Annotated in this window: 16 protein-coding genes; 7 read left to right on the top strand and 9 right to left on the bottom strand. The window is 60.9% G+C overall.

The genetic code is table 11. From position 1 onward, the window contains the following. Position 1: 1 nt before the first annotated feature. Positions 2 to 1,504: an L-fucose/L-arabinose isomerase family protein gene (locus KVT38_RS26460; protein WP_217596753.1), complete on the bottom strand. Its 1,503-nt coding sequence runs from the start codon at positions 1,502 to 1,504 to the stop codon at positions 2 to 4. Between the two features lie 122 nt (positions 1,505 to 1,626). Here KVT38_RS26460 and KVT38_RS26455 point away from each other — a divergent pair, with 122 nt between their 5' ends. Then, positions 1,627 to 2,502 (top strand): AraC family transcriptional regulator, encoded by an 876-nt coding sequence (locus tag KVT38_RS26455; protein WP_217596752.1) that lies wholly within the window; start codon positions 1,627 to 1,629, stop codon positions 2,500 to 2,502. An 86-nt stretch (positions 2,503 to 2,588) separates the two neighbouring features. On the opposite strand, the gene KVT38_RS26450 is transcribed toward KVT38_RS26455, so the two are convergent. The 3 genes from KVT38_RS26450 to KVT38_RS26440 form a co-directional block, all read right to left on the bottom strand. After that, positions 2,589 to 3,764: an SEC-C metal-binding domain-containing protein gene (locus tag KVT38_RS26450; RefSeq protein ID WP_217596751.1), complete on the bottom strand. Its 1,176-nt coding sequence runs from the start codon at positions 3,762 to 3,764 to the stop codon at positions 2,589 to 2,591. Between the two features lie 81 nt (positions 3,765 to 3,845). Further along, positions 3,846 to 4,064: a hypothetical protein gene (locus KVT38_RS26445; protein WP_217596750.1), complete on the bottom strand. Its 219-nt coding sequence runs from the start codon at positions 4,062 to 4,064 to the stop codon at positions 3,846 to 3,848. Positions 4,065 to 4,217: 153 nt separating this feature from the next. After that, on the bottom strand, positions 4,218 to 4,706 hold the full coding sequence (locus tag KVT38_RS26440; RefSeq protein WP_217596749.1) for a general stress protein: 489 nt from the start codon (positions 4,704 to 4,706) through the stop codon (positions 4,218 to 4,220). A 144-nt stretch (positions 4,707 to 4,850) separates the two neighbouring features. Between KVT38_RS26440 and KVT38_RS26435 the strand changes: the two genes are divergently transcribed. After that, positions 4,851 to 5,999 carry a zinc-dependent alcohol dehydrogenase gene (locus KVT38_RS26435; protein ID WP_217596748.1) on the top strand — a complete coding sequence of 383 codons (1,149 nt, stop codon included), beginning with the start codon at positions 4,851 to 4,853 and terminating at the stop codon, positions 5,997 to 5,999. 324 nt (positions 6,000 to 6,323) lie between these two features. Further along, positions 6,324 to 7,703 carry a bifunctional folylpolyglutamate synthase/dihydrofolate synthase gene (locus tag KVT38_RS26430; protein ID WP_217596747.1) on the top strand — a complete coding sequence of 460 codons (1,380 nt, stop codon included), beginning with the start codon at positions 6,324 to 6,326 and terminating at the stop codon, positions 7,701 to 7,703. A 53-nt stretch (positions 7,704 to 7,756) separates the two neighbouring features. Here KVT38_RS26430 and KVT38_RS26425 read toward each other — a convergent pair whose 3' ends face one another. The 3 genes from KVT38_RS26425 to KVT38_RS26415 are packed head-to-tail and all read right to left on the bottom strand — an operon-like array spanning position 7,757 to position 18,347. Then, a complete protein-coding gene (locus KVT38_RS26425; protein WP_217596746.1) occupies positions 7,757 to 13,522 on the bottom strand; it encodes a GH92 family glycosyl hydrolase in 5,766 nt (1,921 codons plus the stop codon). 26 nt (positions 13,523 to 13,548) lie between these two features. Then, the gene (locus KVT38_RS26420; RefSeq protein WP_217596745.1) at positions 13,549 to 15,273 is read right to left on the bottom strand and encodes an S-layer homology domain-containing protein; all 1,725 of its coding nucleotides are present in this window, start codon (positions 15,271 to 15,273) and stop codon (positions 13,549 to 13,551) included. A 17-nt stretch (positions 15,274 to 15,290) separates the two neighbouring features. Then, positions 15,291 to 18,347 carry a PA14 domain-containing protein gene (locus KVT38_RS26415; protein ID WP_368859164.1) on the bottom strand — a complete coding sequence of 1,019 codons (3,057 nt, stop codon included), beginning with the start codon at positions 18,345 to 18,347 and terminating at the stop codon, positions 15,291 to 15,293. 229 nt (positions 18,348 to 18,576) lie between these two features. Between KVT38_RS26415 and KVT38_RS26410 the strand changes: the two genes are divergently transcribed. Next, positions 18,577 to 18,975, top strand: coding sequence for a hypothetical protein (locus tag KVT38_RS26410; RefSeq protein ID WP_217596743.1), 399 nt, complete (start codon positions 18,577 to 18,579; stop codon positions 18,973 to 18,975). Positions 18,976 to 19,058: 83 nt separating this feature from the next. Here KVT38_RS26410 and KVT38_RS26405 read toward each other — a convergent pair whose 3' ends face one another. Beyond that, positions 19,059 to 20,486, bottom strand: a complete 1,428-nt coding sequence (locus KVT38_RS26405; protein ID WP_217596742.1) for an ATP-grasp domain-containing protein — start codon at positions 20,484 to 20,486, stop codon at positions 19,059 to 19,061. A gap of 177 nt (positions 20,487 to 20,663) precedes the next feature. Here KVT38_RS26405 and KVT38_RS26400 point away from each other — a divergent pair, with 177 nt between their 5' ends. From KVT38_RS26400 to KVT38_RS26390, 3 genes are read left to right on the top strand one after another with little or no spacing between them, the layout of a single operon-like run. After that, complete coding sequence (locus tag KVT38_RS26400; protein WP_217596741.1) at positions 20,664 to 20,975, top strand: hypothetical protein; 312 nt, start codon at positions 20,664 to 20,666, stop codon at positions 20,973 to 20,975. A 32-nt stretch (positions 20,976 to 21,007) separates the two neighbouring features. Beyond that, the gene (locus tag KVT38_RS26395) at positions 21,008 to 22,042 is read left to right on the top strand and encodes an FAD:protein FMN transferase (RefSeq protein WP_217596740.1); all 1,035 of its coding nucleotides are present in this window, start codon (positions 21,008 to 21,010) and stop codon (positions 22,040 to 22,042) included. Further along, positions 22,026 to 22,598 carry a ferric reductase-like transmembrane domain-containing protein gene (locus tag KVT38_RS26390; RefSeq protein ID WP_217596739.1) on the top strand — a complete coding sequence of 191 codons (573 nt, stop codon included), beginning with the start codon at positions 22,026 to 22,028 and terminating at the stop codon, positions 22,596 to 22,598. The genes KVT38_RS26395 and KVT38_RS26390 overlap by 17 nt, the downstream gene beginning before the upstream one ends. 61 nt (positions 22,599 to 22,659) lie before the next feature. Here the strand turns inward: KVT38_RS26390 and KVT38_RS26385 are convergent, their stop codons facing one another. After that, complete coding sequence (locus KVT38_RS26385; protein WP_217596738.1) at positions 22,660 to 23,826, bottom strand: phosphodiester glycosidase family protein; 1,167 nt, start codon at positions 23,824 to 23,826, stop codon at positions 22,660 to 22,662. Positions 23,827 to 23,965: the final 139 nt, after the last annotated feature.

Genomic DNA, 23,965 nt, shown 5'->3' with positions numbered 1-23,965 from the left:
ACTACAATCTCACATGCTTGACCTGCAGCAGCTGCCCGACCTTTTCGAACAAAGCGGCATTGTGCCCGACCGACAGCGCGCAGTGATGCGTCGGCGCTTCGGCGAACCATCGCGTCATGTAATCGTCCGGATGCTCGCGGAAACGAACCGGCGTCTGCGTATTGCCGATGCGCATGATCGGGCCGTCGGTCGATTCGCCTTCGCTGCTGATCAGCTTCAGCCTGCCGTCTCCCGTCTGCGTCACGTTTAGCGTCGTTACCGGTCCTGACGCGACCTTGGCTTCGACCGAAACCCCGGTGCCCTGCTTGCCATGGTACAGCCCCATCCCGCGCAAAATCGGCTTGCCCTCGGCGATCGCGATATGGAACGGCCCGTCGTGCCCGAGCAGAATGGTGCCGTCTACATAATCCGTGACCACGATTTCGGAAAAGCTGCCGCCTGTACCGAGGATGTCGCAAATTTTCATCGCCACGGCCGTTTTCAGATCGCCTTCGCCCGAGCACGGGATGCCGCGGGCCGTGAGCAGCGAATGCCCGACGATAAACCCGCCCTGCAGCTTCTCGTAAGCGCCGCCCGGCGCGCCATGATAATAGTAGGTGAGCGCATCCAGCTCGTATTCCCGGACCAGCTTCTCCTGCGCCGCAGCCACCCGGCAGGACCATTCAAGCTGCTCGTCGGTGGGCCGTCTTGCGATCGGATCGGAGGGCGAATCCCCGCTGATCTCGAACATTTCCCGCACCTCCGCCAGCTTGCGCGCAACCTCGCTTGCCGTCACCGATTGAAGCAGACGGTCCAGATCGCACATTTCCAGCACCTCGACATGCAGTCCCGTCTGCGCCTGGATCATCGTATAATCGCTGTACATATCGAGCATGCCGCTGTACGTGTTGCCCAGGAAGCCGAACCGGCTGTGCCGAAGCGTACGCGGAACGGCTGCGGCCCGCGCCCACGCCCGAATCTCACGCCATGCGCGAATCGACTCCTCCCGCTCGTGCGTAATCTCGTTCGTCAGGGAGCCGGCCGGCGTGTCCTTCAGCCCGAGCAAGCCGTTCACGACGCGGAAGGGAATGCCCGCCCTGTTGAAGGCGTTGGCGAATTCGGGCACCGGACAGGCGCCGCAATGCGCCAGCCACTCGCCTGTCGTCGTCGCTTCATAGTTGATGCGTTCGGTCGGCTGCAAATTCAAAAATACGACGGGCGCTTTGTTGATCTGATGCACGGGCAGCACGGTGGAACTCGTCGAATACGTGGCCGCGTGGCAAAACACCAGGTCGACGTCCTGACGATTCAGCCATTCGCCGGCGCGGCGGCCTTCGCCTTCCGTATCGACCAGACCGAAGTTGAATACGTCCGCCCACTCGGACAAGCGGCCTTCAATAAATCTTCCGTAGCCCTCCAGACGCTCGCGCAGGCCGGGGAACTGCTCCCAATAAGCGCGCAGGCCGACGGAATAAAGGCCGATCCGCGCTTTTCGCGGCGGTTTGATCGGTTGCAGCAACGGCATGTCGATTCCTCTTTTCCTCGTTTAATCCAACCTTTCTCACCAAATTGTAAACGGTTATAATCCTTATATCATCGAACAATGTTGACTAAAAATACGACTATCTTGCAGGGAGGGCGATTGTGTTGCCGGGGCCTTATGTCAACGTCTCTCCCGCCTGGTCCGCAGATTCGGTCAGGCTGATCGCTACGCCTTCGGAGTTCGCGCGCGACGCTTACTACTACGTTCAGGAGGTCGGGCACTTTTTTGCGTCCGTCCCTTACTTTACCGAGCGCGAGGGAATCGATTCCTATTTGGTCGTCTACACGGTATCGGGGTCCGGGCGGCTTGCGTATCGGGACAAGACGTACAATCTTGCCAGCGGACAAGCGTTTTTTATCGACTGCAGGACCTACCAGCATTACGCCGCTTGCGGAGACGGCATCTGGGAGCTGCTCTGGGTCCACTTGAACGGCAGCCAGGCGCGCCGTTATTACGAAGCCTTCTGCGGCTATTCGGCGGCGCCGGTCGTCGATGCAAGCGGGGGCACGGTTATTCCCGGGCGAATTCGCGAGCTGATCGACCTTCATCGCGCTCGCTTCGCGCATACCGAGCTGCTGAGCTCCAGGCTGCTGACAGACGTGCTGACGGAGCTGGTCGTCCTCGCTTCGGGCAGCGGACCGTCGCCGGGAGACGTGCCGGGCTACGTCAAGCAGGCGGTTCGGACGATCGATTCGAGATACGGGGAAAAGCTGACGCTGGGATCGCTGGCTACAGAGCTGTCCGTCGGCAAGTTTAATCTGTCGCGGGCTTTTAAGCGGTATATCGGGCTTGCGCCCATCGAATACCTCATTCAGGTGCGCATCAACCATGCGAAGGAGCTATTAAAATACGCGGATATGCCGATCGCCGAGATCGCGGAGCGGGTCGGGATCGACAACGTCAGCCATTTCATCGCCCTGTTCAAGGACCGGACCGGCTTGACCCCGCTAGCGTACCGCAAACAATGGAGCAGCCGCTGAACGCAGCGCAAAAGCTTGGCCTGCGATCGCCCCCAAACGTGTGGGCTGATTCGCAAGCCAAGCCTTGTTCCAAGCGGCATCCAGGCTCAGTCGGCCGCGGCGCCGCAGCATTTCTTAAACTTCTTGCCGCTGCCGCACGGGCAAGGATCGTTGCGCCCGATCTTGCGGCCGGTCTGGATCGAGATGACGTCGGCTTGATGCGACCGCTGCGGCATCGCCAGCACGTTGGACGGCACGCCGCCGCCCACGGTCATTTGAAGCTCATCCGGCCGATGTCCCTTCAGCACCCATTGCCGCGTGCCGTTGTTCAGCCGGGCAAGCAGCCCGCCGACCTCTTCGACCGTCTTGGCGTCCTCGATCGAAAACTCGAACTGCAAAATCTCGAACGCCGCGCTCATCGACTTGCCGTTTTTGAACGTATCCGCGCAAATCTCGGCGATCGTGTCCGCTTCCTGCTTGTCTACCGCGTATTCGCGGGCCAGGTAGCCAGCCAGCTCCTGATGCGCCTTCGTCCGCTCAACGTAATCGGGCTCGCCGGCCTTCAGCAGCTCCGCCTTGGTGAATTCGCGGAAGGACAGATCCTCCCGCGCTTGCTGGATGCGCAACAGCTCCTGCGGCTCTTCGACGTCGAGGTTCGCATACAGGCCGTCCTCGTCGACGTCGTACATGGCACGGAAGTCGAGGGCCTCGACCAGCACCTCGAACATGTCGGGGCCGCCCTCCGGCGTCTCTCCCGTCAGCGCGATCAGACGGGCCTCCAGCTCGGATTCCTCGAGGACGCCGTAGTAGTACAGAAGCCCCTGCGTGAGCTTGACGTGCTCCGTATTGCGCTTCACTTGCGCCGGCGTGCCGGACAGTCCTTCCAGCTTCGCGAACCGTTCGACCAGTTCGGTCGGCATGACCAGCGACTTCTTGCCTTTCACCTCGCCGGGAAACGCGATCCCGCGCTCGGCCAAATAGTAAGCAGCCGGGCCGGACTGCGGCGCATCCGCCATCAGACCGTTATTTTTGACCAGCTTGCGAATGAGCGACCAGCGTTCCTCGTCCCACAGCCTGGTCGATTCGACGGCGCTGTCGGCCAACACGGACAATAGGCCGCCGACAAGCGCGTCTTTATCCTGTTCGTCGACCCAGTCGCGCAGCTTGAGCAGTCTCGCCGTTTTTTGCAGCGACTCCCGCGTCTGCAGCGTCAAAGCATCCTTCAGCGCCAGCGGCCAAGCCAGAGCCGGCCACTCGCCGTCAAGCCTCATATGTTCTGCCATAATCATCCTACTTCCGGTTTAATAAAAACAAGCCCGTTCGCCGAACACCCGGGCTTTTCGCCGAACCCTGGGAAGAACGTTTCAGACGCCCGTACGTTTCTTCTGGTTGTTCGGCTTCTTTTTGATTTGACTTCGCATCTGCTTCACGTCGGTCGAAAAACCGCTCTGCTGTCCGCCGCCTTGCGCAGCGGCCTGCTTCTTCTGGGCCAGTCGCTGCTTCATCGCTTCCGCCAGGCTGATCTTTTTCTGTCCCGGCTTGTCCGCGGATGCGGACGCATTCGGCTCGCTGGATTGTGTCATTGTTATCGCACCCCATCGTTTATCGCGATTCGTCGCTTCAAGCTGTTTTCATTATAACGCGGGTACGCCAAAAGAGCCACGCCCTTTGCAGGACGCGGCACCGGAAGCAGGCCCGGATGTCGCTGGAAAATCGGGCCGTTGTGAAGATTCAGGTCAGATTCGTTCGCCGGGCGGCAGCGGGCCGTCTTCGGACAAAATGCGCGGCAGCTCCCGGTCGATCGCCTGGTTGCGAATGGCGCTGTCGGCGACGTTGTCGTCGGCGGACGAGCTGGCGACGACATCGTCGGCCAAGCCGTTGTCATGGCCGATCAGCAGCAGAAACCGCCCTTTGTCCACTTCGGGCGCATACTCCATCGCTTCGCCGTTCGAGAGACCGATCTCCTCGAGCCGTCCGGACAGCTCGCTGTCGCCGCCGGCCTTGAAGATGCGCTTGACCTTGCCGAGCAGCGAGTCCGACCCCGCGCCTGCCCCTTCCACCGCGACGAGATCCGCCGCCTGTCCCAGGTTGCCGAGGCTCCACGACTCCTCCCGGTCCGCGACGACCGTCAGATCGTGGTCGGAATGCCCTCTTATTTTCAAGGACTGAATGGCATCGATGACTTCCTTGCTCGTATCGAATACGCCGTATACGGTCATGGACATATGGACTACCTCCGTTTGCTGTACATGGGATATTCAACTTTACCCTCGGCGCCCGCGGATTAATCCTTGAAGGAAGAGTTATCCTACGGGGTACTTAATAATGATTCGCCAGAAATCGATTATGCCGAAGGAGGACGAACAAGCATGCGGGCGGTAACGTTCCAGGGAAGCAAGGACATCCAGGTCAAAGAGGTCGAGGATCCGAGGCTGAAGCAAAAAGACGATATCATCGTTCGCATCACGTCCACGGCGATATGCGGCTCCGATCTGCACATTTATCTCGGCGGCATGCCTACGCATAAGGACTTCGTCATCGGCCACGAGCCGATGGGCATCATCGAAGAAGTCGGACCCGAAGTGACCCGCGTCAAAAAAGGCGACCGGGTCGTCATTCCGTTTAACGTATCTTGCGGCAAATGCTATTATTGCGAGCACGACATGGAGAGCCAGTGCGACAATTCGAATCCGCACCCGCCGCTGAAGGAGATCGACTCCGCCGGCTATCTCGGCTATACCGAACGCTACGGCAACTACCCGGGTGGCCAGGCCGAATATCTGCACGTTCCGTACGGGAACTTCATGCCGCTCGTCATCCCCGAATCGTGCGAGCTCCCGGACGAGGCGCTGCTCTTCCTGTCCGACGTCCTGCCGACCGCGTACTGGAGCGTCGAGAACGCCGGCGTGAAGCCTGGCGACACGGTGACCGTGCTCGGCTGCGGGCCAGTCGGACTGATGGTGCAGAAGTTCGCCGCCATGAAGGGCGCCATGCGAATTATCGCGGTCGACAACGTCCCCTATCGCCTTGAACACGCACGCCGGATGAACAACGTAGAGACGATCAACTTCGAGGATTACGACGAGGTCGCCTTGCATATCCGCGAGATTACGAAGGGCGGCACGGACGTCGTCATCGACTGCGTCGGCATGGACGGCAAGAAAAACGCGCTTGAGAAGATCGGCCAGAAGCTGAAGCTGCAGGGCGGCACGCTCAGCGCGATCGACATCGCGATGGACGCGGTCCGCAAGTTCGGTACGATCCAGCTGACGGGCGTGTACGGCGCGCTGTACAACATGTTTCCGCTGGGACATATGTTCGAGCGCAATCTGACCGTGAAAATGGGACAAGCGCCGGCCATCCACTATATGCCGAAGCTGTTAGACATGATCGTGAACGGCGAGTTCGATCCGACCGAGATCGTGACGCACCGCATTCCGCTCGATCAGGCGAGCGACGCGTACAAGATCTTTAATGAGAAGGAAGACGGGTGCATTAAGGTCGTGCTGAAGCCTTAAGGTTTGTGAAAAGACAGCCCTTCGCTCGGGGTCGAGCGGAGGGCTGTTTGGCTTCGCAGGCTTTGCTATAATGGACGGAATAGGTTGCGGACCGAGCGTCCGCTATTTTGTTCGAATCGCGCTTTGAAGAGCCGCGAACGGACCGAGCAGACGTTATTTCGAGTAAAACCGCCGTTTACCGCCACTCAACTTGCGTATAACGGCTCCTGAGTCCGCTGCCGCCTGCAAACTGAGGTTTTGTGCGCAAATAGCGGCATCCGGGTCCGATTCCGAGCAACGGAACTTCATGATGCGATCGTAAAGTAAAGGAGCGTCCGTACACGCATGTCGATCACCAACCAACGCGAGGCCGAGGACCTTATCTACCGTTCATACTTGCGCGCGGCTCCGTATCTGCCGTCCGCGGGCGACGAACAGGTCCGCCATCCGCAGCTGACCCGCCGCCTGCTCGATCTGCTCGGCGCGCCGGACCGCGGAAGGCGATTCGTGCTCGTCACGGGCAGCAAGGGAAAGGGCTCGACGTCTCGCCTCCTCTCCTCCTTGCTTAGCCATATAGGCTATAAGGTAGGCTTGTTCACCTCTCCCCATCTGGTGGACTACCGCGAGCGAATCCGCATCGACGGGCAGGCGATCGGAGAAGCGGACTTCGTGCGGCTGACGCGACGGATCGAGCCTGCGTGGGAGGAGATCGAGCACGGTCTGGACGCGGCGGCCTATCAAGGGCCGGTCGGCGTGTCGCTCGCGGTCGCGGTCGGCTGGTTCGCGGAGCAAGGCACCGACATCAACGTCATCGAGTGCGGAAGAGGCGGACGGTATGACGACGCGAACGTACTCGCCAACGAGTGGGCTGTCGTCACGGCGATTATGGAAGAGCATGTCCGCGAGCTTGGTCCGGGCCTTGACGACATCGTGCGGCATAAGCTCGGAATCGTGAAGTCGGCGGACACACGCTTGTACATCGGGGCGCAGCGCGCGGACGTGCTCGATGCGATCAAGGTGGAGTTGGGGACGGCAGGAGATCGCGCGTCTGGCCCAAACGGTCGCGCGGCGATGGCAGGCGAGACGTTCGCCGCGGCGAATGTCGCCCTATCGGCGCGCGGAACGACGTTTGACGTCCGCACCGAGCGGGCGGTGTACCGGGGGTTCTCGCTGCCGCTGCTCGGCGCGTTTCAGGCCGACAATGCGGCGCTTGCGGTGCAGGCGTGCGAGGATATCGCAGGTGCGGCGCTCGATCCCGCGACGGTCGCCGCCTGCTTCGCTGGCCTGCAATGGCCCGGCCGCTGCGAGATCGTGAGCCGCGATCCGCTCACGATCGTCGACGGCGCGATCCATCGCGATTCGGCCGCCTACCTGGCGAGCGTCATAAGATCGCTCGGGCTCGGCGAGGATGCGCGTGTCGCAGCGGTGATCGGCGTGCCCAAGGACAAAGACTACGCGGGTGTCATCGAGACGCTCGCCCCCATAGCGAGCCGCATCCTCGTGACGCGGCCGGACGTGAGCCATCTCGCGTTCCCCCAGGATGCGCTTGAGGTGGCTACGCGTTATTGCCCTGGCGGCAGCGAGGCCTATCCGCTGCTCGCCGACGCGCTGGACGCGCTGCTCGCCGGCCCGCTTCCCGACTGCATCCTTATCGTCGGCACGCAGACGCTGATCGGCAACGCGAAGCGGCTGTATGGACAGGGGCTGGAGGATATCGGGGAGTAAATATAAAAAGAGCGCCGCCGATTCCATTGTGGAACCGAGCGGCGCTCTTGTCTTTAGCCCTTCCTCGAATAAATCATCCGGTCCAGATTGCCGATATACAGCAAGCTGGAAGTCGTGCTGCCCTTAAAGACCACGCAAAGCGTCTGCTTCCCGGTCAACGTCCGGTTCAGCGCGGCGCCTGCCGTCTTGTACGAGCCCCAGCCGCTGCCCGTATTCGGCAGGCTGACGGTGCCGACGAGCTCGCCATCCTTGTCGTTCAGCCGAATCTCGGCGACGACGTCGGCGGGCACCCGGTTCGTCGGCGCGTCGTAGACGATGTCGACGTAATTTTTGCCGAGCGTGCCGAATTCGAGATCTTTGTAGGTCAGCCACGCGCCGGTGAAGGTGTTGCCGACATTAGTCAAGCCATCTTTGGTCTCCGTCTTCAACGGATTGTTATTAAAGGTGTTTTTTTCGGCGCTCCATTCGCTCCGATTCTCGAACTCAACGGACAGATCCGGTTCGCTGAGCACAAAAGACGCATTGTCGAAGTTGCCGATGTACTTGTACGTGGCGGTTGACGTGCCGACGAGCACAAAGTAAACATCCTGCACGCCGGACAGCTTCTTTGTCAGGTTCGCCGTTGCCGTCTTGTACGTGCCCCATGCGCCGGCTGTCGGCGGCGTCAGAACTTTGCCGACCAGCTCGCCGTCCGGTGCTCCAAGCCTCACTTCGACCGCTGCATCAGCCGGACAGCTAGCGGTATTGCCGCTATACTCGATCGATACTTGGTCGACGCCGGCACTGCCGAAGTCCATGCGCTTAAACGCCAGCCACGCGCCGTTAAACGTATTTTTAATCTGCTTGCCGCTCTTGCCGTTCTCGGTGCCAAGCGGCGAATTGTTGTATGGGTTCAACGCAGTCGACCAGGCATCGTAGCTCTCCAGCTCCAGCTTGGCGAAGTCGGTCCGGACAGGCTGCTCCGGCGCAGTGAGCATAAACGCCGCATTGTCGAAGTTGCCGATATACGGGTAGGTCGAATCCGTCGATCCCGTAAGTACGAGATAAATATCCTGAACTCCCTTAAGCGCCTGAGACAGGGAGACCGAAACCGTACTGTACGTTCCCCATGCGCTCGCATTTGGCGGCGTCGCCACCTTGCCAAGCAGCGCACCGTCCACTGCACCCAACCGTACTTCTACAGCTGCATTTGCAGGTACCCTTCCGCTATTGCCCGAATACTCGATACTAAACTTATTCACGCCTGTATCGCCAAAATCCAAATGCTTGTAGGCCAGCCAAGCGCCGTTGTAGGTATTTGCAACCTGCTTCCCGCCATTGCCGTCCTCGACATTTAGCGGCCTGCTGTTTCCAGGATTCAAGTCGGTCGACCACTCATCGTACTTCTCCAGCTCCAGCTTGGCATAATCGCTGCGAAGCTTCCAGTTGGCGAACGTCATCCGGTCGAAGTTGCCGATATACGGCAGTCCGCTGGTCGTGCTGCCATGCATGACGATATACAGCGTCTGCTTGCCGGTCACGGTCTTCGTAAACTGCGCGTCCGCCGTCTTGTACGACGTCCACTCGCTGCCCGTGCTCGGAAGAGCGACGGTGCCGAGCAATTCGCCGTCCACGCTGCCGAGGCGAACCTCCAGCCTGGCGTCAGCCGGCACCTTAGCGGCAGGAGCCGCATATTCGACCGTCATGTGGTTGGCGCCCTCTGTACCAAGATCGACATCCGCATAAGCGAGCCATGCGCCGTCGAACGTATTGGCGACGACCGTGCCGCCGTTGCCGTCTTCGGTCTGCAAAGGCCGGTTGTTAAACGTATTCACAGCCGTGCTCCACTCGCTGCGGCTCTCGAACTGTACGAGACCCGGCTCCGTGACCGGCGGTTCGTCCGGCTGGATCGGATCGAGCGGCGGCAGCGCCGGCTTGACCGGAATCGGCAGCGGATCGGGCAGCGGCTCCGGCTGCTCGGGCGGATTTTCGCCCGGCGCGGGCTTCGGCTCCGGCTCCGATACGACCGGCTCGGCGAGCCACAAGGAATCGTAGATGTCGCCGTCAAACGCGTCGACCAGATAGACATTTACTTTGAACTTTTTGGCGTTTACGTTAAAAATCTGCGACACTTCGAACCCGCCGGCCTCGACCGGCATGGCGCTGCTCACCCAGGCCTGGTCGTTGCCGTCCATCAGCTGGATGACCGCGTAGGCAGATCCCTCATAATCGCCCTTCAGCGTACCCGTGACACGGACGTCCATATTGCCTTCCCGTCCGACGTCAGCCTGCAGATCATAGACGTTCCATTGAATGTCCGACGTATAGGCTGCATCGGAGAGCAAGGCTTCGCCGAAGGTTATGCCCCCCGTTTCATTGGCCTTGATCCTCACCTGCACCTGGCCGGCACGATAGGCGAGCGGACCGACGGTCTGCGGATTGGCGGTCACCGGCTTCCAGCTCTGTCCGCCGTTCACGCTGAACTCGTAATCCTTGGCCTGTTCAAACCCGGGCACGTACGTCCAGCCGAACGTATTGGCCGTATCGTCCTGAACCGGCGCGGCCGGCGCCGCAGGCTTAACCATCGGAACGATGACCTCCAGTCCGAGATCGAAGGCGATGTCCGAGCTGGTCGCATTCACTTGATGGACCTCGGCGGTCAGCACGTTTTTGCCTGCGACCAAATAAGAAGGATCAATCGAATAAACGTTCACGTCCCGCTCGTCGCCGACGGTCGCATTGGCGTACGTGCCGTAGCTAACGGTTCCCGACGGCATGTTCGTACGGATGATCTCGCGCCCGTTCAAGTACACGATCGCGCCGTCGTCGCGAATCAGGCTGGCGTTCAGCTGGATGAGCTGCTTAGGATCCGCCACCTCGAACGTCTTGCGGAAATACGTGGTCGGATATTTGTTGTTGGCATCCGGACCGTAGCTCGTTTTCGTTTTAGCATAGTTTTTGCTGTCGTAGCCGAGCGGCGCCGCGCCGGCGGCCCAGCTGCTATCGTCAAACGAGAGGCCTGTCCAGCTGCTTGCAGCCGCCTGACCCTTGTCCAGATACTTCCACTCCGCCCCCGCGGGAACGAGCGTCTGGCGAGCCAGCGCATTGTCGACGGTAGCACCGTAATCAGCCGTCGGCGGAGCTGCGCTTGCGGCAGCGCCCCAGCTCGTGTTGGGCGTCACGCCCATCTCGAAAGAGATCGTGCCGCCGGCCATGATGTCGTCGTAATTGATCCAGGCCTGATTAAAGTCGACGCCGTTCAGCTTCGCCGATTGAATAAAGCGATTTTCGCTCGAAACGTTGTTCGCCTTGATCGTAAATGTCTTGCCGCCGTCCAGATGCAGCATCATCTCGTCAAAGATCGGCGAACCGATCAGGAAATACGGATCTCCCGGATTGGCCGGGTAAAGACCCATAGCGCTGTATACGAACCAGGAGGACATGCCGCCCGCATCGTCGTCCATCGACGGCAGGTAGCCTTCCGGATCGTCACGGTAGACGCGCGACTGAATCGGATACGCGTACGGGCCGTGGTTGTGATACTTTTGCGTGACGACTTCCGTCGTGAATTCGCGCGCGTAGTACTGGGTCAGGTAAGGGTGACCCAGGTAGTTGAACAGATAGGGAACCTGCAAATCGGGCTCATTGATCGCCATGTATTCGTCGATCGCGAAGAAATGCTGGAGATCCTGCGCCATCGCCTGCTTGCCGCCCATCAGCTCGGCCAGCCCGCCCACGTCCTGCGGCACGAACCAGCGATACGTCCACAGGTTGCCCTGATAAGCGTACTTGTCCACCGCCGTGACGTCGCTCCTCTGGACCGTCTGGGCGTTCGGGGTGAAAAAGCCGCGCTTGTCGCCTTTCTCGTCCACCTGATTGGCGTTCCACAGCGATTTGTAGGACAAAGCGATCGCCTTATACTTCTCGTAGCTCGTCTTGTCTCCGAGCATTGCGGCCAGCTTCATCGGGAAGTAGGCGCTGTACGCCTTTTCCAGCTTGCCTGAAATCTCGCTGTCGCTCACCGTATAGTTGTCCGTGTCGATCGCCATGCCCTGAAGCGCCTTGTAGACGTCGAAGTCGGCGAACCCCTTCGCGTAGGCGTCCAGAATGACTGCGCCGTTGAACTCGTTGCGCACGGTCGGACTCGGCCAGTAGCCGTCTCCCCACTGCACGTATGAGCCTCTCGTGCTGTACAGGTCGACCATTGACTTGACCATGTTCTCGTACCGCTTTGGATCGAGCACCGAGTACAACGCGTACTTGCGGAAGTCGTCCCAAGTCGACCAGCCGTTGTAATACTCAAAGTCTTCGCCCAGCTCGGAAGCCTGGCGAATCGTGTTTTCGTCCCGGCCCGCGCGGAACGTCCCGCTTGAGCTCGTTACGTTTTTCGGATGAAGGAAGGAATGGTACAGCTGGGTGTAGAACACCCGCTTGTTTTCCTCGTCGTCGTCCTTGATCTCGACCTTGTTCAGGACGTCGCTCCAAGCGCTTCTCGTACGCTGATGCTGCGCTTCGAAGTCCCAGTCCGGAATGTCGTGCGAACGCTCGTACTTGGCTTGCTCCACGCTGATCGTAGACAGACCGACCTTCGCCTGGATGACGGCATTGTTCTTCGTGTTGAAGTTCAGCCATACGCCGCTGTTAAATCCGGTGCGAGTCGCTACCGCGCCGACCGAATCTCCCTGCCAAGACGAATAAGAATCGAAGTCGCGATCGAACTGGATCGAGTAATAAATTGTGTAGTAGCCGTGTCCGCAAACGTTTTTGGACTGGATCATGCCGCTAACTTCATTCGAGCCCTCTACCTTCAGGTTAGCGTCCACCATGCCCGCGTAGGAGTTGGACAGATCGACCAGCACCGAGCCGGTATCGGTCCCCGGGAACGTATAGCGATGGAAGCCGACGTTGTCCGAAGCGGTCAGGTCGACCTTGACGCCGCTCGCCAGCGTCACGCCGTAATAGCCCGGAGAAGCGGATTCGCTGCTCTTGTCGTATGGCTGCTTGTATTCGCTGCTGTTCTTGGTAAAGGAGCGAGTCTCCGGCATCATCAGGATATTGCCGCCGGCGCCGCTGCAGCCGACGCCGCTGAAGCGAAGCTGGGAGAAGCCTTTCAGGAAGCGGTCCTGATAGTAGTAGCCGCTGAAGGCGCCGCCGTCGCCGTCGGGACCGACGGAAGCGAGGCCGAAGGGCATCGTCGGCCCCGGATTGGTCTGTCCGTTGTCGCCGAGCGTGTTGATGAACGGATCGACATAATCGACGGGCAGCAGATCGGTGGCCGGAGCCGCGGGAATCTGATCCGCTTCTACGCCGTAGATCTCGACCTCGTAGAGGCGCGCCGTGTTGTTGTCGTAAGCTGCCTGGTCGATATAGACGCGGACGTACCGGGCGGAGAACGTCGGCACCTGCCGGTCGACAAGCGTCTGCACATTGTTCCGCACGACGTCGATATCTTCCCAGGTCGTACCGTCGTCGCTGCGTTGAAGGCGGTAATCCTTCGTATTCCAAAACGGACTGTTCGCAGATTCGCCGATCGCCGCGTTTTTAACGACCCACTGGTTGATATTGTAGGTTTTGCCCAGATCGAGCTTCAGCCATTTCTTTTTAACCTTGGTGTTGTCGCACCATTTGGTCGTGAGCTTGCCGTCGACGGCAGCGGACGCCGATTCGTTGGTGTTGCACTTGCCGGAAGCCGTGGCCGTCGAATTCACGGCGACGTTCCAGGTTTTCGTATATGTGTCGGCAGCGGTCTCTTCCGCCTGCGCCGCGCCCGGCATCGCCGACGACAAGACGCCGTACAGCAGCAGCGCCGCCATCGCGGCCGCAATCCACCTTTTTAACATGGGGTTCGGATCCTCCCGCACTTGGATTAGTTCGTGGCGACCGGCAGCAGCCGGTCGATCATCGCGGCGGCTTCGGCGCGCACCACGGGGCTCTTCGGGTTGAACCGCTTCCCGTCGCCTTGCATCAGGCCTTGCGACGACGCTTGTTCGACGGCGGCGGTTGCCCAGGCGGAGATGTCGGATTGGTCGGCAAATGCAGTCTTGCCTGCGCTTGTCCCGCTTCCGCCGCTCAGGCTGAAGTACTTGGCCGCACGCACCAGCGCGACCGCCGCTTCCTCGCGCGTGATCTTGTCATTGGGCCTGAAGGCGCCGTCGTAGCCGGACAGAATCCCCAGCGCGGATGCCATGGCGACCGGTTCGGCATAGTACTGGCCAGCTGCGACGTCCTTGAACGACTGGGCCGTACCGGCAGTAGCTGGCGCTTCGCCCTTCCAGTCGACAGCGCGCATGAGTATCGTAGCGAACTCCGCGCGGGTGATGCTTCGCGATGGCTCGTAATGCGTCGCGTCCACGCCGGTGACGATATGCTTGGCTGCCAGCGAGCGGACCGCCGATTCGGACCAGTGCGCCGCCAGATCGGCGAATCGCTTGTCGTAATGAAGCACGGCATAGGTCGAGAAGTGCTTCGGTTTAAAGGTAAACATGCCGTCGCTGACCGTACCGCCAACATACTCGGCCTGTTCGCCGTTCAAGTAGTAGACGCCTGCCGTTTGCCGGGAGATCGCCGCGGCTTGCTCTGGCGTCAGCTTAATCGTCACCATGGCCGGCTTGCCCAGGTTGTGGATGTCCGAGCTCGCGCTGCCGGACAAGAGCTGGATGTCTACCGAAAGGATGACGTCCGTTGACTTGAAGGACGCATCAGACCGGATCAAATGATCGAGTCGGGCTTGTATATCGTCCGTCAACGAGGTATTCAGCGTCAGCCGCAACTTGGACTGCGCGTCACCGGATGCAGGGATCGCTCCAGCTGGCAGACGGATCGTTAGATTGCCGGAGGAGAGGACCAGCTCCCGGTTATTGTCGCTTAGCGACTTGAACGAGGAAGCGGGAAGCTCAAGCGGCGTGCCGCTCTTGAGAGCGGCCTCCGGCAGCTCGATGGTGACGCTGCTGCCGGGCTGCTTGATTACGGCGTCCATCGTATCGGCGCCGATCACATAGCGACCGTCCTGCGTGAGCTCCGGCTGCGCGACGGAGCCGGAAGCCTTGCCGGCTCCCGACGGAATGGCCGAACCGTTCGCAGGCGTAGTGCCCGGGTTGCTGTTGCCGGGATTGTTGGTGCCCGGATTCTCGTTACCTGGGTTCTCGTTGCCCGGGTTTCCGTTACCTGGGTTCTCGTTGCCTGGGTTTTCGTTGCCCGGGTTCCCGTTCCCCGGGTTCTCGTTGCCGCCGCCGAGCTTCTCGACGACTGCGAACGTTTTTTGCGCCGAATCCGAGCCGTAGCCCGCGATTACCGTATAGGTGCCGTACGGCGCCAAATCCGGATCCGTCGGAATCGTCAGCGTCTTGTCATAGCTGCCGTTCGCTGCCGTGAGCACGTCGACGTAGAAGGTCGTCTTGGCCGGGCCCAAGATTTTCACCGCCACCTGCGCGCCGCTGCCGGCGCCCGTGCCTGACAGCGTGATCGTGCCGCCGCGCAGCACCTCCTTCGCGCTTACGGCAAACTCGAAGGGAACGGCAGCATAGCCGGCTGCCGGCGAGAGCGCGAATATCCATAACATTACGGCCGCCACGTACTTTTTCACCGCGTTCATTCCTCTCCCTCTGTCCGTCACTGGAGCACCTTCGCTCTCGCCAGTTGCTCGGGCAGGCTCAGCGTGTTGTCGAATTGATCAAGCACGAGCACCTTCACGCTGTACTGCGCGCCGCTGACATCGAAGTATTGCGCGATGCTGAGCTTGTCCTTCTTGAGCGGCACAGCGTTGATCAGTTGCGGCGTGTCTCCCTTGAGCAGCTGGAACACGACAAAGGCATCGCCGTCGTACGCTTCCAGCCGCTCCACCGTGACGTTCGCCTCGAGCTTGTCCCCTCGCTTCAGCTCGCCTGCGATCTGATACGTGTCGAGTCTGCTATTCACCGTAAACGGCGCGTCGGAGAGCAGCGGCTCGCCTGCCGCCGTGCCGACCGATTCATCGGCTGCAACGCGAACCTGTACTTGGCCGGCCGCATAATCCAGGTCGCCGATCGGCTGCGGATTGGCGGTGGCCTGCTGCCAGGAGACGCCGCCGTCGACGCTAAACTCATAGTCGGACACCTTGTCGTAGCCCGGCACGATCGTCCAGCCGAACGTATTGCGCCCGTCGTCGACCTTCGGCGCGGTCGGAGCCGCAGGCGCAAGACCCACCGTGCTGGCGAAAGCCGCATCCGAGTTGTCGCGCTTGTCCACCGCGCGCACCGCGAACTTATAGCCCTTGGACGCGCTCGTCCCTTCCACCGTATAGCTATAATCGGTCTGTCCCGTGGCAACCGGCACATATACGCTCCAGTTGGCGCCGAGCTTGCCCGTCGCTTCATAGATCCGGAAACCGCGGATCGCGTCATCCGCGCTCGAAGCAGGCATGCGCCAGGAGAGCTTCGTTTTGCCGGTTCCCGCCGGGGCTGCCTTCAGTTCCTCTACGGTGGCAGGTTTGCCGTCCTTGCGGACGATCGTGTACGTATCGAACGGCGTGTCTTCGCCCGATTTGTAGGAATCGATCGTGAAGCTGTCCTCCGTCATCCGGATACCCGAGTAGATCGGCTTGTACGGCTGCTCGAATACGGCGGCATAAAAATTGTCCACGCCATTTTGAAGATTATAGTATTTCGTACCGGCCGAGTTGTTGATCATATACAGCGTGCCGTCCGGGTTCAGCGGGTTGCCGTTCGTGTCCTTCTGAATGTTCGCAACCGGCTTGTTGCCATACATTTGATAGGAGCGCATGAAGGTATGGTCGTGCCCTTGCAGCACGACGTCGATGCCCAGCTCGTCGAATGCCGGGTAGAGCGTATCTCGCAGCGCCATAATATCGGCGTCCTTTGCATGGTTGCCGAGCGAATAGATCGCCTTGTGGAACGCGACGACCTTCCACTTCTTGTCCGTCTGCGCGACCTCTCTTTTCAGCCACTCGATCTGCTGTCTGAACGATTCCTTCTGGTTGTCGTCCCAAGCCATGTCCATCGTATTCAGCACCATAATATGCGCGTCGCCGTAGTCGAACGCGTACACGCTGCCCGGCGGCAGCGGCTTCTCGATCGAATTGTTCGGATAATGGAGGTGGTAGTAGTAATTATCGTTATAAGGCCCTTCGTGATTGCCGACCGCCGCCATGAGCGGCAGGCTCATCAGCAGCTTCTGCGGCTTGCCGAAGTAATCCAGCCACTGCGACTCCAGCGCGCCCGCATCGACCTGGTCGCCGGTCATGACCATGAACTTGGCATTCGGATAATCGTCCAGCGCGTTGCCCAGCGTTTTCGCCCAAACCTCGTAATCGTTCGTGTTGGAGCCCTGGGAATCGGTCATGTAGAGGAACTCGTAATTGTGGTCGTCGTTGCCCTCAGTCGTAAAGCTGCCGACCTCGCTCCAATGGCCGTCGTTGCCTACCCGATACTGATACGCCGTGCCGGGCGTCAGTCCGTCGACGAGCACCTTGTGGCTGATGAAGGAGCCGGTCGTAGAGCTCGTAATCTTAAGGTTCGTCAGCACGCGCGTCTCTTCCGGCTTCCCGACGTAACGCTTCACGTCCTGCGAGTCGAACGACTTGCCCGCAGGGACGACCTCGACGATGCTGTCCAAAATGTTGGCCGGCGCCGCGTTCGGCTTGTCGTACGGCGTGTACCAGGCGAAAGAGCGGTTCGTCTTGGCGCTGCCGTACAGCGACATCGCGATCGCGATCGGCTCGTAGTTCATGGCCTCGGAGTTGTTGGAAGGCGTGAAGCGGAAGGCTGCTACCGGGGTGCCGTCCGACAGCTGCAATCCCGCTTGTCCGTCATAGGAGACGTTCAGACGCTGGCCCGGCTTTACGACCGTTCCCAGATTAACTGTTAGCGTCGTTGGGGACGCCCCGGTGCCTGCGGCGAGAAGCTGAATCGGCTGGTCGTCGGCTGTCACGGTCAGATGATCCTTCAGTCCGGCCGGCGGCGCGCTTAGTTCCGAATATGTAGCCATCGTCACGCTTAAACCGTCCGCCGGAATATAGCCGGATACGGGTCCGGCATATCCTTCAGGCAGATAGAACGCCGAAGCCGGCACGATCTCCTTGGCCATCGTCGGCGTGGACCACCTGAGGTAAAGGTTGGAGCCGCCGAAGTCTTCGAAGTACTCGATCTTGATCTTGTGCGTCGTGCCGCCGACCAGAGAGACCGGCGCGCTCGTCTGCTCCTTGTCCCAATCGTTCACCCAGTGATCGATGACCGGCTGATCGTCGATCCAAAGTCTAAAGCCGTTGTCGCCCATCATGTAAAACGTATAGTCGCCCGACTGCGGCGCAACAAGCTGGCCGGTCCAGCGCACGTTGGCGTTGTCCTGCTTGCCTGTATAGCTCTGCAAAACGGGATCGAGATTCGAGAAGTTAATCTGAGCGTCGATCGCGGTGCCTTTATAGTCGCCAAATTCGAAGCTGCTCGTGCCGGCAAAATATTCGCCAAGCAAGCCTCGGGGCCCTCCGATAGCCTGCGCCGCTCCGATCAGGTTCGCTTCCGTCTCTGAAGCGGCTGTCGTTGCGGCCTCCGGAGCTCCCGTCGTATCGTCGTTTTCTGCGGCCTGCACCAGGTAATAACCTCCGGAAAAAACCGAAGCGCACAGCAAGACAGCCGCCAAAAGACGGCTTGTCCATGCGGGACTTCTCTTCACTTCCATTCCTCCCCATGAAAATTTCGCCATTCATTAGGTAACCTTACGCGCTGTAAGCGCTGCGCTTCTAGGCATGGAGTGTAAAGAGATCGTCAAATTTCGGTAAAATGCGACAGGAGGAAACCCGTCGGCGAGGGAAAAATTATTCTGCTTTTCGCGCATAATCCGAAAAATCCGAAGCCATGCTAATCCACGGCTCACCATTACAAGTCCGGGAGGAATTGCCGCCATGAACAACTTCAACCTGTCCAGCCAAATCAACCAATGCGAGCACCTGATCCAACAGCTCGTGAACCAAACGCAGCAAGCCAGCCAAATGTATCAACAAATGCAGCAGCAGGAGCAGCAAAACGCTTCGCGCCTCGAAGAGCTGGCTCAACGCGAGCACAAAGCGGCGCAAATGATCCAGCAAGCGCTGCACGGCCACCAGACAGCGATTCAGCAGCTGCAGCAGGTCGGTCAAATCTGCCGTCAACTGGAACAAACGGTCAATATGCAAATGTCGCAGCAATCGGCGATGCAATCCCAGCCGTCCCACACGCAGTTCGGCGGGTTCAATACGTTCCCGCAGCAGCAGCAACAGCAGCACTTCTCGCCGATGAGCGGCATGAACAGAAGCTTCCAATAAATCTTATAGCAAGACGCGCAAAGGCCGCCTGCTCCGATGATTCATCGGAAGCAGACGGCCTTTCTCGATCTTAAACGTTCCGCTCACAGCCGCTTGAAGCGCAAAGCGATCGCATCCCTGTAAAGCGCGGACAGCTCCGCTTCCGTCTCCGGGTGCTGCCTGTAGTGGTCGCCGAGCATCACCTTGTGGTTGAGCTCGATGACGAGCGGCCCATGCAGCGCGGTATCGAGAATGTCGACGGAGCAGAAGGCCATGTCCAGCGCCGCGGCAGCGCGCACGGCGAGCGGCGACAGCCGCTTGCGGTCGGCGGCGGGCACCTCGACGGATCGCGCGCCCTCCGCGAGATTGTGTTTCCAGGACCCGGCTCGCCGCTTGCCCACCCAGATGCGGGCTTCGCCGTCCAGCACGACGATCCGGTACTCGAGCTCCGCCTCCCGATAAGGCGAGATCGCCGCATGCCGCTCGATTGCGAAAACGGCGCCCAGCGCCTCCCGCAGCGATTCCCGGCTGGTGACGCGGTACACATGCCGCCCCTGTGCGCCGTCGTCCGGCTTCACGACCGCGTCGCCGCCGAACCGCGCGAACGCGGCTTCGGCGCGCGAGAATGCTTCGGCGCCGACGCCGAACCGGTGGCCCGGATGCGGCAGGAAGAGATGCTCGACGCCCGGCACGCCGGCCGCCCGCAGCGCATCGGACGCGGCGGATTTGCTCAGCGCGAGCGCCGACGCGGAGCTCGGATTGAGGCCGAGCTCCGCGTCCGTCATCAGGAAGCTCGCCGCGCCTTTGCGCGCGCGGTACGTGAGATTCGGCGTGATCGTCTCGAACGTGACACCGTCCGCCTCGCCCGCCCGCTGGATGAGCTTCAGATAGGGGCGGGTCGTGCCGCCAGCTTGCCGTCGCCCGGCTCCCTCCAGCCGATCCAGCCAATCGTGCCCCCGCGGAAATTGCGCGCGCAGCGCATCCCGCAGCCAATCGCGCTCCGTCTCGTCCAGGCTCGGGAGCACCGCGTTCAAGTCCTTTTCATCCTTTTCCCGGATCGGGACGCTCCCGCCCTTATACAGCAGCTGAATCTCGGGTCTAAGGTACGGAATCCCGTCGTTCGTCCGGGCAAACAGCTCCGCCGCCGGCCTGCGAACCGATCGCGCTCTCCGATACGTCCACCAGCCGTCCGCGAGGTCGACCAGCATGAGCTGAAACGCCCACGGCGACGCCGAATCGCGCCGGACCCAAATGTCGGTCTCCTCCGTCAGCCGATCCCCTGGGCCAAGCCGGGTCAGACTTCCCTTTTCCGCCAAGTGAAGCTCCCAATCCGCGGCCAGCCGCGCATAGACAGAAGCGTAATCCGCGAGCGGCAGCAGCACGTCGATATCGTCATGCGGACGGGACTGTCCGCCCAGATGCAGATCCAGCGCCCACCCGCCCGCGATACCCCACTCCCCCTGCCAGTCTCCGAACAACCGTCGGATCTCCTCCACGCCAAGCGGCGCCCACGCGTTCGCTGCGTCTGCCATTTCCGTTTCACCCGTTCCCTCGTGATTCTTCTATTGTAATGGAAGCCTCGCGCGTTGCGAACCATGCATATTCAGCCAACATTCAGTCTCGTTTAAATGGCGTTTAAGGTTGCCGGCGCATAATGGGTTTTATCAACGGTCAAGCCTGCATGTTTTTTATAAAAAAGGAGGGCGCTTATGGCCCAGCAAAAGTGGATCAAATGGATCGTCGGACTGTCGGGCGTCGCCGTATTTACAGGCTTCGTCGGATTGATATCGGCTAACGGGGAGACGAAGTCGACCCCGACGATCGATCAGTCGGGCAGCTCTATCGCGCAAGGCGACGATCCGATCACCGACCAGTGGCAAAGCCAGACGGACGAAGACCGTACGGGCGGCTTCGGACGCCGCGGCGGAGGCGGCTTCGGCGGCATGGGATCGGACGACGGCGGCACCGAGAGTCAGATTCCGTCGGGAGGCCAAGGCAGCATGCGGACCCACGCATCTTGACGCGCATCGTTAAACGCAAGGAGGCGGCGAAAATGGAAAACGATAGCTTCGAGGCGATGAATACGACGATAGCCACCCAGGGCTTGCCTGTCCGCTGGCGCGCGCAAGCGAGAAGCTGGTTCGCGTTCGCCGAAGCGCAGCTGAGCCGTTTCCTGCCGGACAGCGAGCTGTCGAAGCTGAACTGCGCGGCGGGCGGCTCGTTTTTGGCGACGCCGCTGCTCTACCAGGTGCTCGCCGAAGCGGATCGCTACCATCGCGAGACCGGCGGACTGTTCAGCCCCTACTTGGGCAAGACGATGGAGCGGCTCGGGTACGGCCAAAGCTTCGAGCGGCTGAGCCGTGCCGATGAAACGGACGGCAGCTCGGGCAGCGCTGCCGATAGAACAGGCGGCTTCGCGAGCAGCGCTGCCGATACGGCAGCGGAAGACAATGCGCACGGGGATGGGGACGGGGTTGGGATGACGGATATACGCGACCGCTCCTCTGCCGCCGAGCTTGACCCGGTCAGCCGCGCGATCCGGCTTCAAGCGGACGTCGCCGTCGATCTCGGCGGCATCGCCAAGGGCTGGACGGCCCGCCACCTGGCGAAGCTGGCCCGGCAGGACGGCGTGCGGACAGGCGCGATTGGCGCGGGAGGCGACCTGGTCCTCTGGGGCTGCCCGCCGGACGGCTGGCGGATCGGGATCGCGGATCCCTGGCGTCCGGAGCGGGACGCGGCGAGCCTCGCGCTGCGCAGAGGCGCCGGCATCGCGACCAGCAGCGCGGTCAAGCGGCGCTGGCTGGACCCTGGCGGCAGCGTGCGCCATCATATCGTCGATCCGCGCACGGGCGATTCGGCGCGCACCGATCTGGCGCAGGCGACCGTGATCGCGCCGGACGGGGTCATGGCCGAAGTATACGCCAAATGCGCGCTGCTGCTGGGCGCCGACCAAGGCCCGGCCTGGCTTGAGCAGACGAATCCCCGCTGCGCGATGATCGGCGTTCGGTACGACGGCTCGATCGTCTATGGCGGCGATCTTGATATGCATGTAGTAGAGGAGCGTGCGAGCGATGAACGGATTGGCTGATTGGCTGACCGTGTGGGCGACGACCCGCGCGGCCGGCATCACGTGTTACTTGCTGCTGTTCTTGTCGACGGGCGCCGGCATTTTGACGAGTCTCAAGCGGTTCGGGCTGAAAACCCGCGCCGGCGTGCTCTTCCTCCACCAGTCCGCCGGCTGGTTCGGCTTCTTGTTCGGCGCCTTGCACGGAGCGGTGCTGCTGTTCGACAAGTACGTCGGCTACAGCCCGATGGAGTTGCTCATCCCTTTTGCCGCCCGCACGCATCCTTACTTGACGGGACTCGGCACGCTCAGCTTCTATATCGCGCTCATCCTGATCGCTTCGTCGGACATGATGAAGCGGCTCGGCAAAAAAACCTGGCGCGCCATCCACTTTCTCGCGTTCCCGGGCTTCTTCATGGGCCTCGTCCACGGCGTGTTCCTCGGCACCGACTCCGGCAAGCCCTGGATGAAATGGACCTATATCGCGACCGCGGGCCTGATCGTCGCGCTCACCGTTTTTCGCATCGCAGCGCCGAGCCCGGCGGGTGCCTCTAAGGCTAGAGCGAAGGCGGCGGCTTAACCCCCTAGCAAAACAGGCATGACCTCCCCTGACGGAAGATCATGCCTGCTTTTTTTGGCGTTCAGCCGACTCGCACCACAAGCGCGTTGCTCAGCAATCGCCCCGGCTTCGTCAAGTATTTCCCGTTCATCCAAAGTCCGCTCGAAGCGCCGCCGTCGAGGTTCATCGCCTGCCAGGCGCCGGCCTGCTTCATGATCTCCGCCAGCTGGGGAATCGTCGCGCCGCTCGTCGTGAGCAGGATCAGCCGATGATCGCGCGTGATGCCGAGCGCGCTGCGCGCCCCGCCGTTCGTCAATATTTTCGGATCCTTGAAGCCTTCGCCGACGATATCGAGCGCGACTTTGCCGTTCGCGACGAGCCGCGGTCCTACTTGCACGGCGCCTTCGACGGCACCTTGGTTGAAGCGGTCCATGAACGAGAGACCGGGGACGATCTCCGCCAGTTGATCGGCGTCGTACAGGAAGGTCGCCCGCTTGTCTCCCGAGCTGTTCTTCTTCAGCTTGCCGCTCCCCGCGATATAGCCATACGGCGCTTTGTAGTCGCTATCCGTATAGGCGTCGAAAAAAGTGCCGTTGATCGCGACTTTCGCTTTCGTTCGTTTCGCCATGCTGCCCAGCTCCTCGACCTTGCCGATCCGGTCTCCGGCGAGCACGGTATCCAGGCGTACGTCCGGATGCAGCAGCGAGACGGTGACCACCTGCGCCGCGAAGCTTTTGCCCCCGATCTTGAAGCGCTTCGCCGCTTGCTCGATCGGCTTCATATCCGCCGGATGCTTCCCTCTTGCGACCGGCAGCCGCAGCGAAGCGCCGTCCTGCGCGACGAGCTGCGCCGCATCCGGATCGCGCTCCCAGCGAACCGTCCATCCGAACGCCGAGGTTAACGCAGACAGCGGAACGTACAGGCTGCCTCCTTTGTTAAACGGTGCTGCCTTTAGCGTCAGAGAAGCGCCGTTCAGGGTCGCGGCCGCGAGGCCGGACGACAAAGAGAGCGCGTTTCCGCCAACCGTCAAAATGACGGTGCGTCCTCCCTCTTCCGTCGTCAGCCGGCCGTCCGCGAATCCGTCCAGCGAACGGAGCGTAACATAAGATCTTCCTTGAGCGTCCGCGTAAATCAAGCCTTTGGCCGGCGCGATTGGCGTCGCGCTCGCCCGGAAGTCCGGCCCCGCAGGCGGCAAAGCTGCCGCGAGCGCGATGAACGCCATCATGAACCACAACCAGCCTTTTTTCATCTTCCATGTCTCCTCTGTCCCGATCTGTTCTCTTTATCGGCAGCGAGCGACGAATATGAAAGAAGCGGACGTTCCTCCCCGTCAGGAAGAACGTCCGCTCTTTCGCCAACCTGTCTTCAGACATGCCGGTTCATCTGCG

This window comes from Cohnella sp. GbtcB17, assembly GCF_019091135.1.
In the GTDB taxonomy this organism is placed as follows: Bacteria; Bacillota; Bacilli; order Paenibacillales; family Paenibacillaceae; genus Cohnella.
Note: the sequence above shows the minus strand (reverse complement) of the source record. Positions and strands in the feature narration are given on the sequence as shown.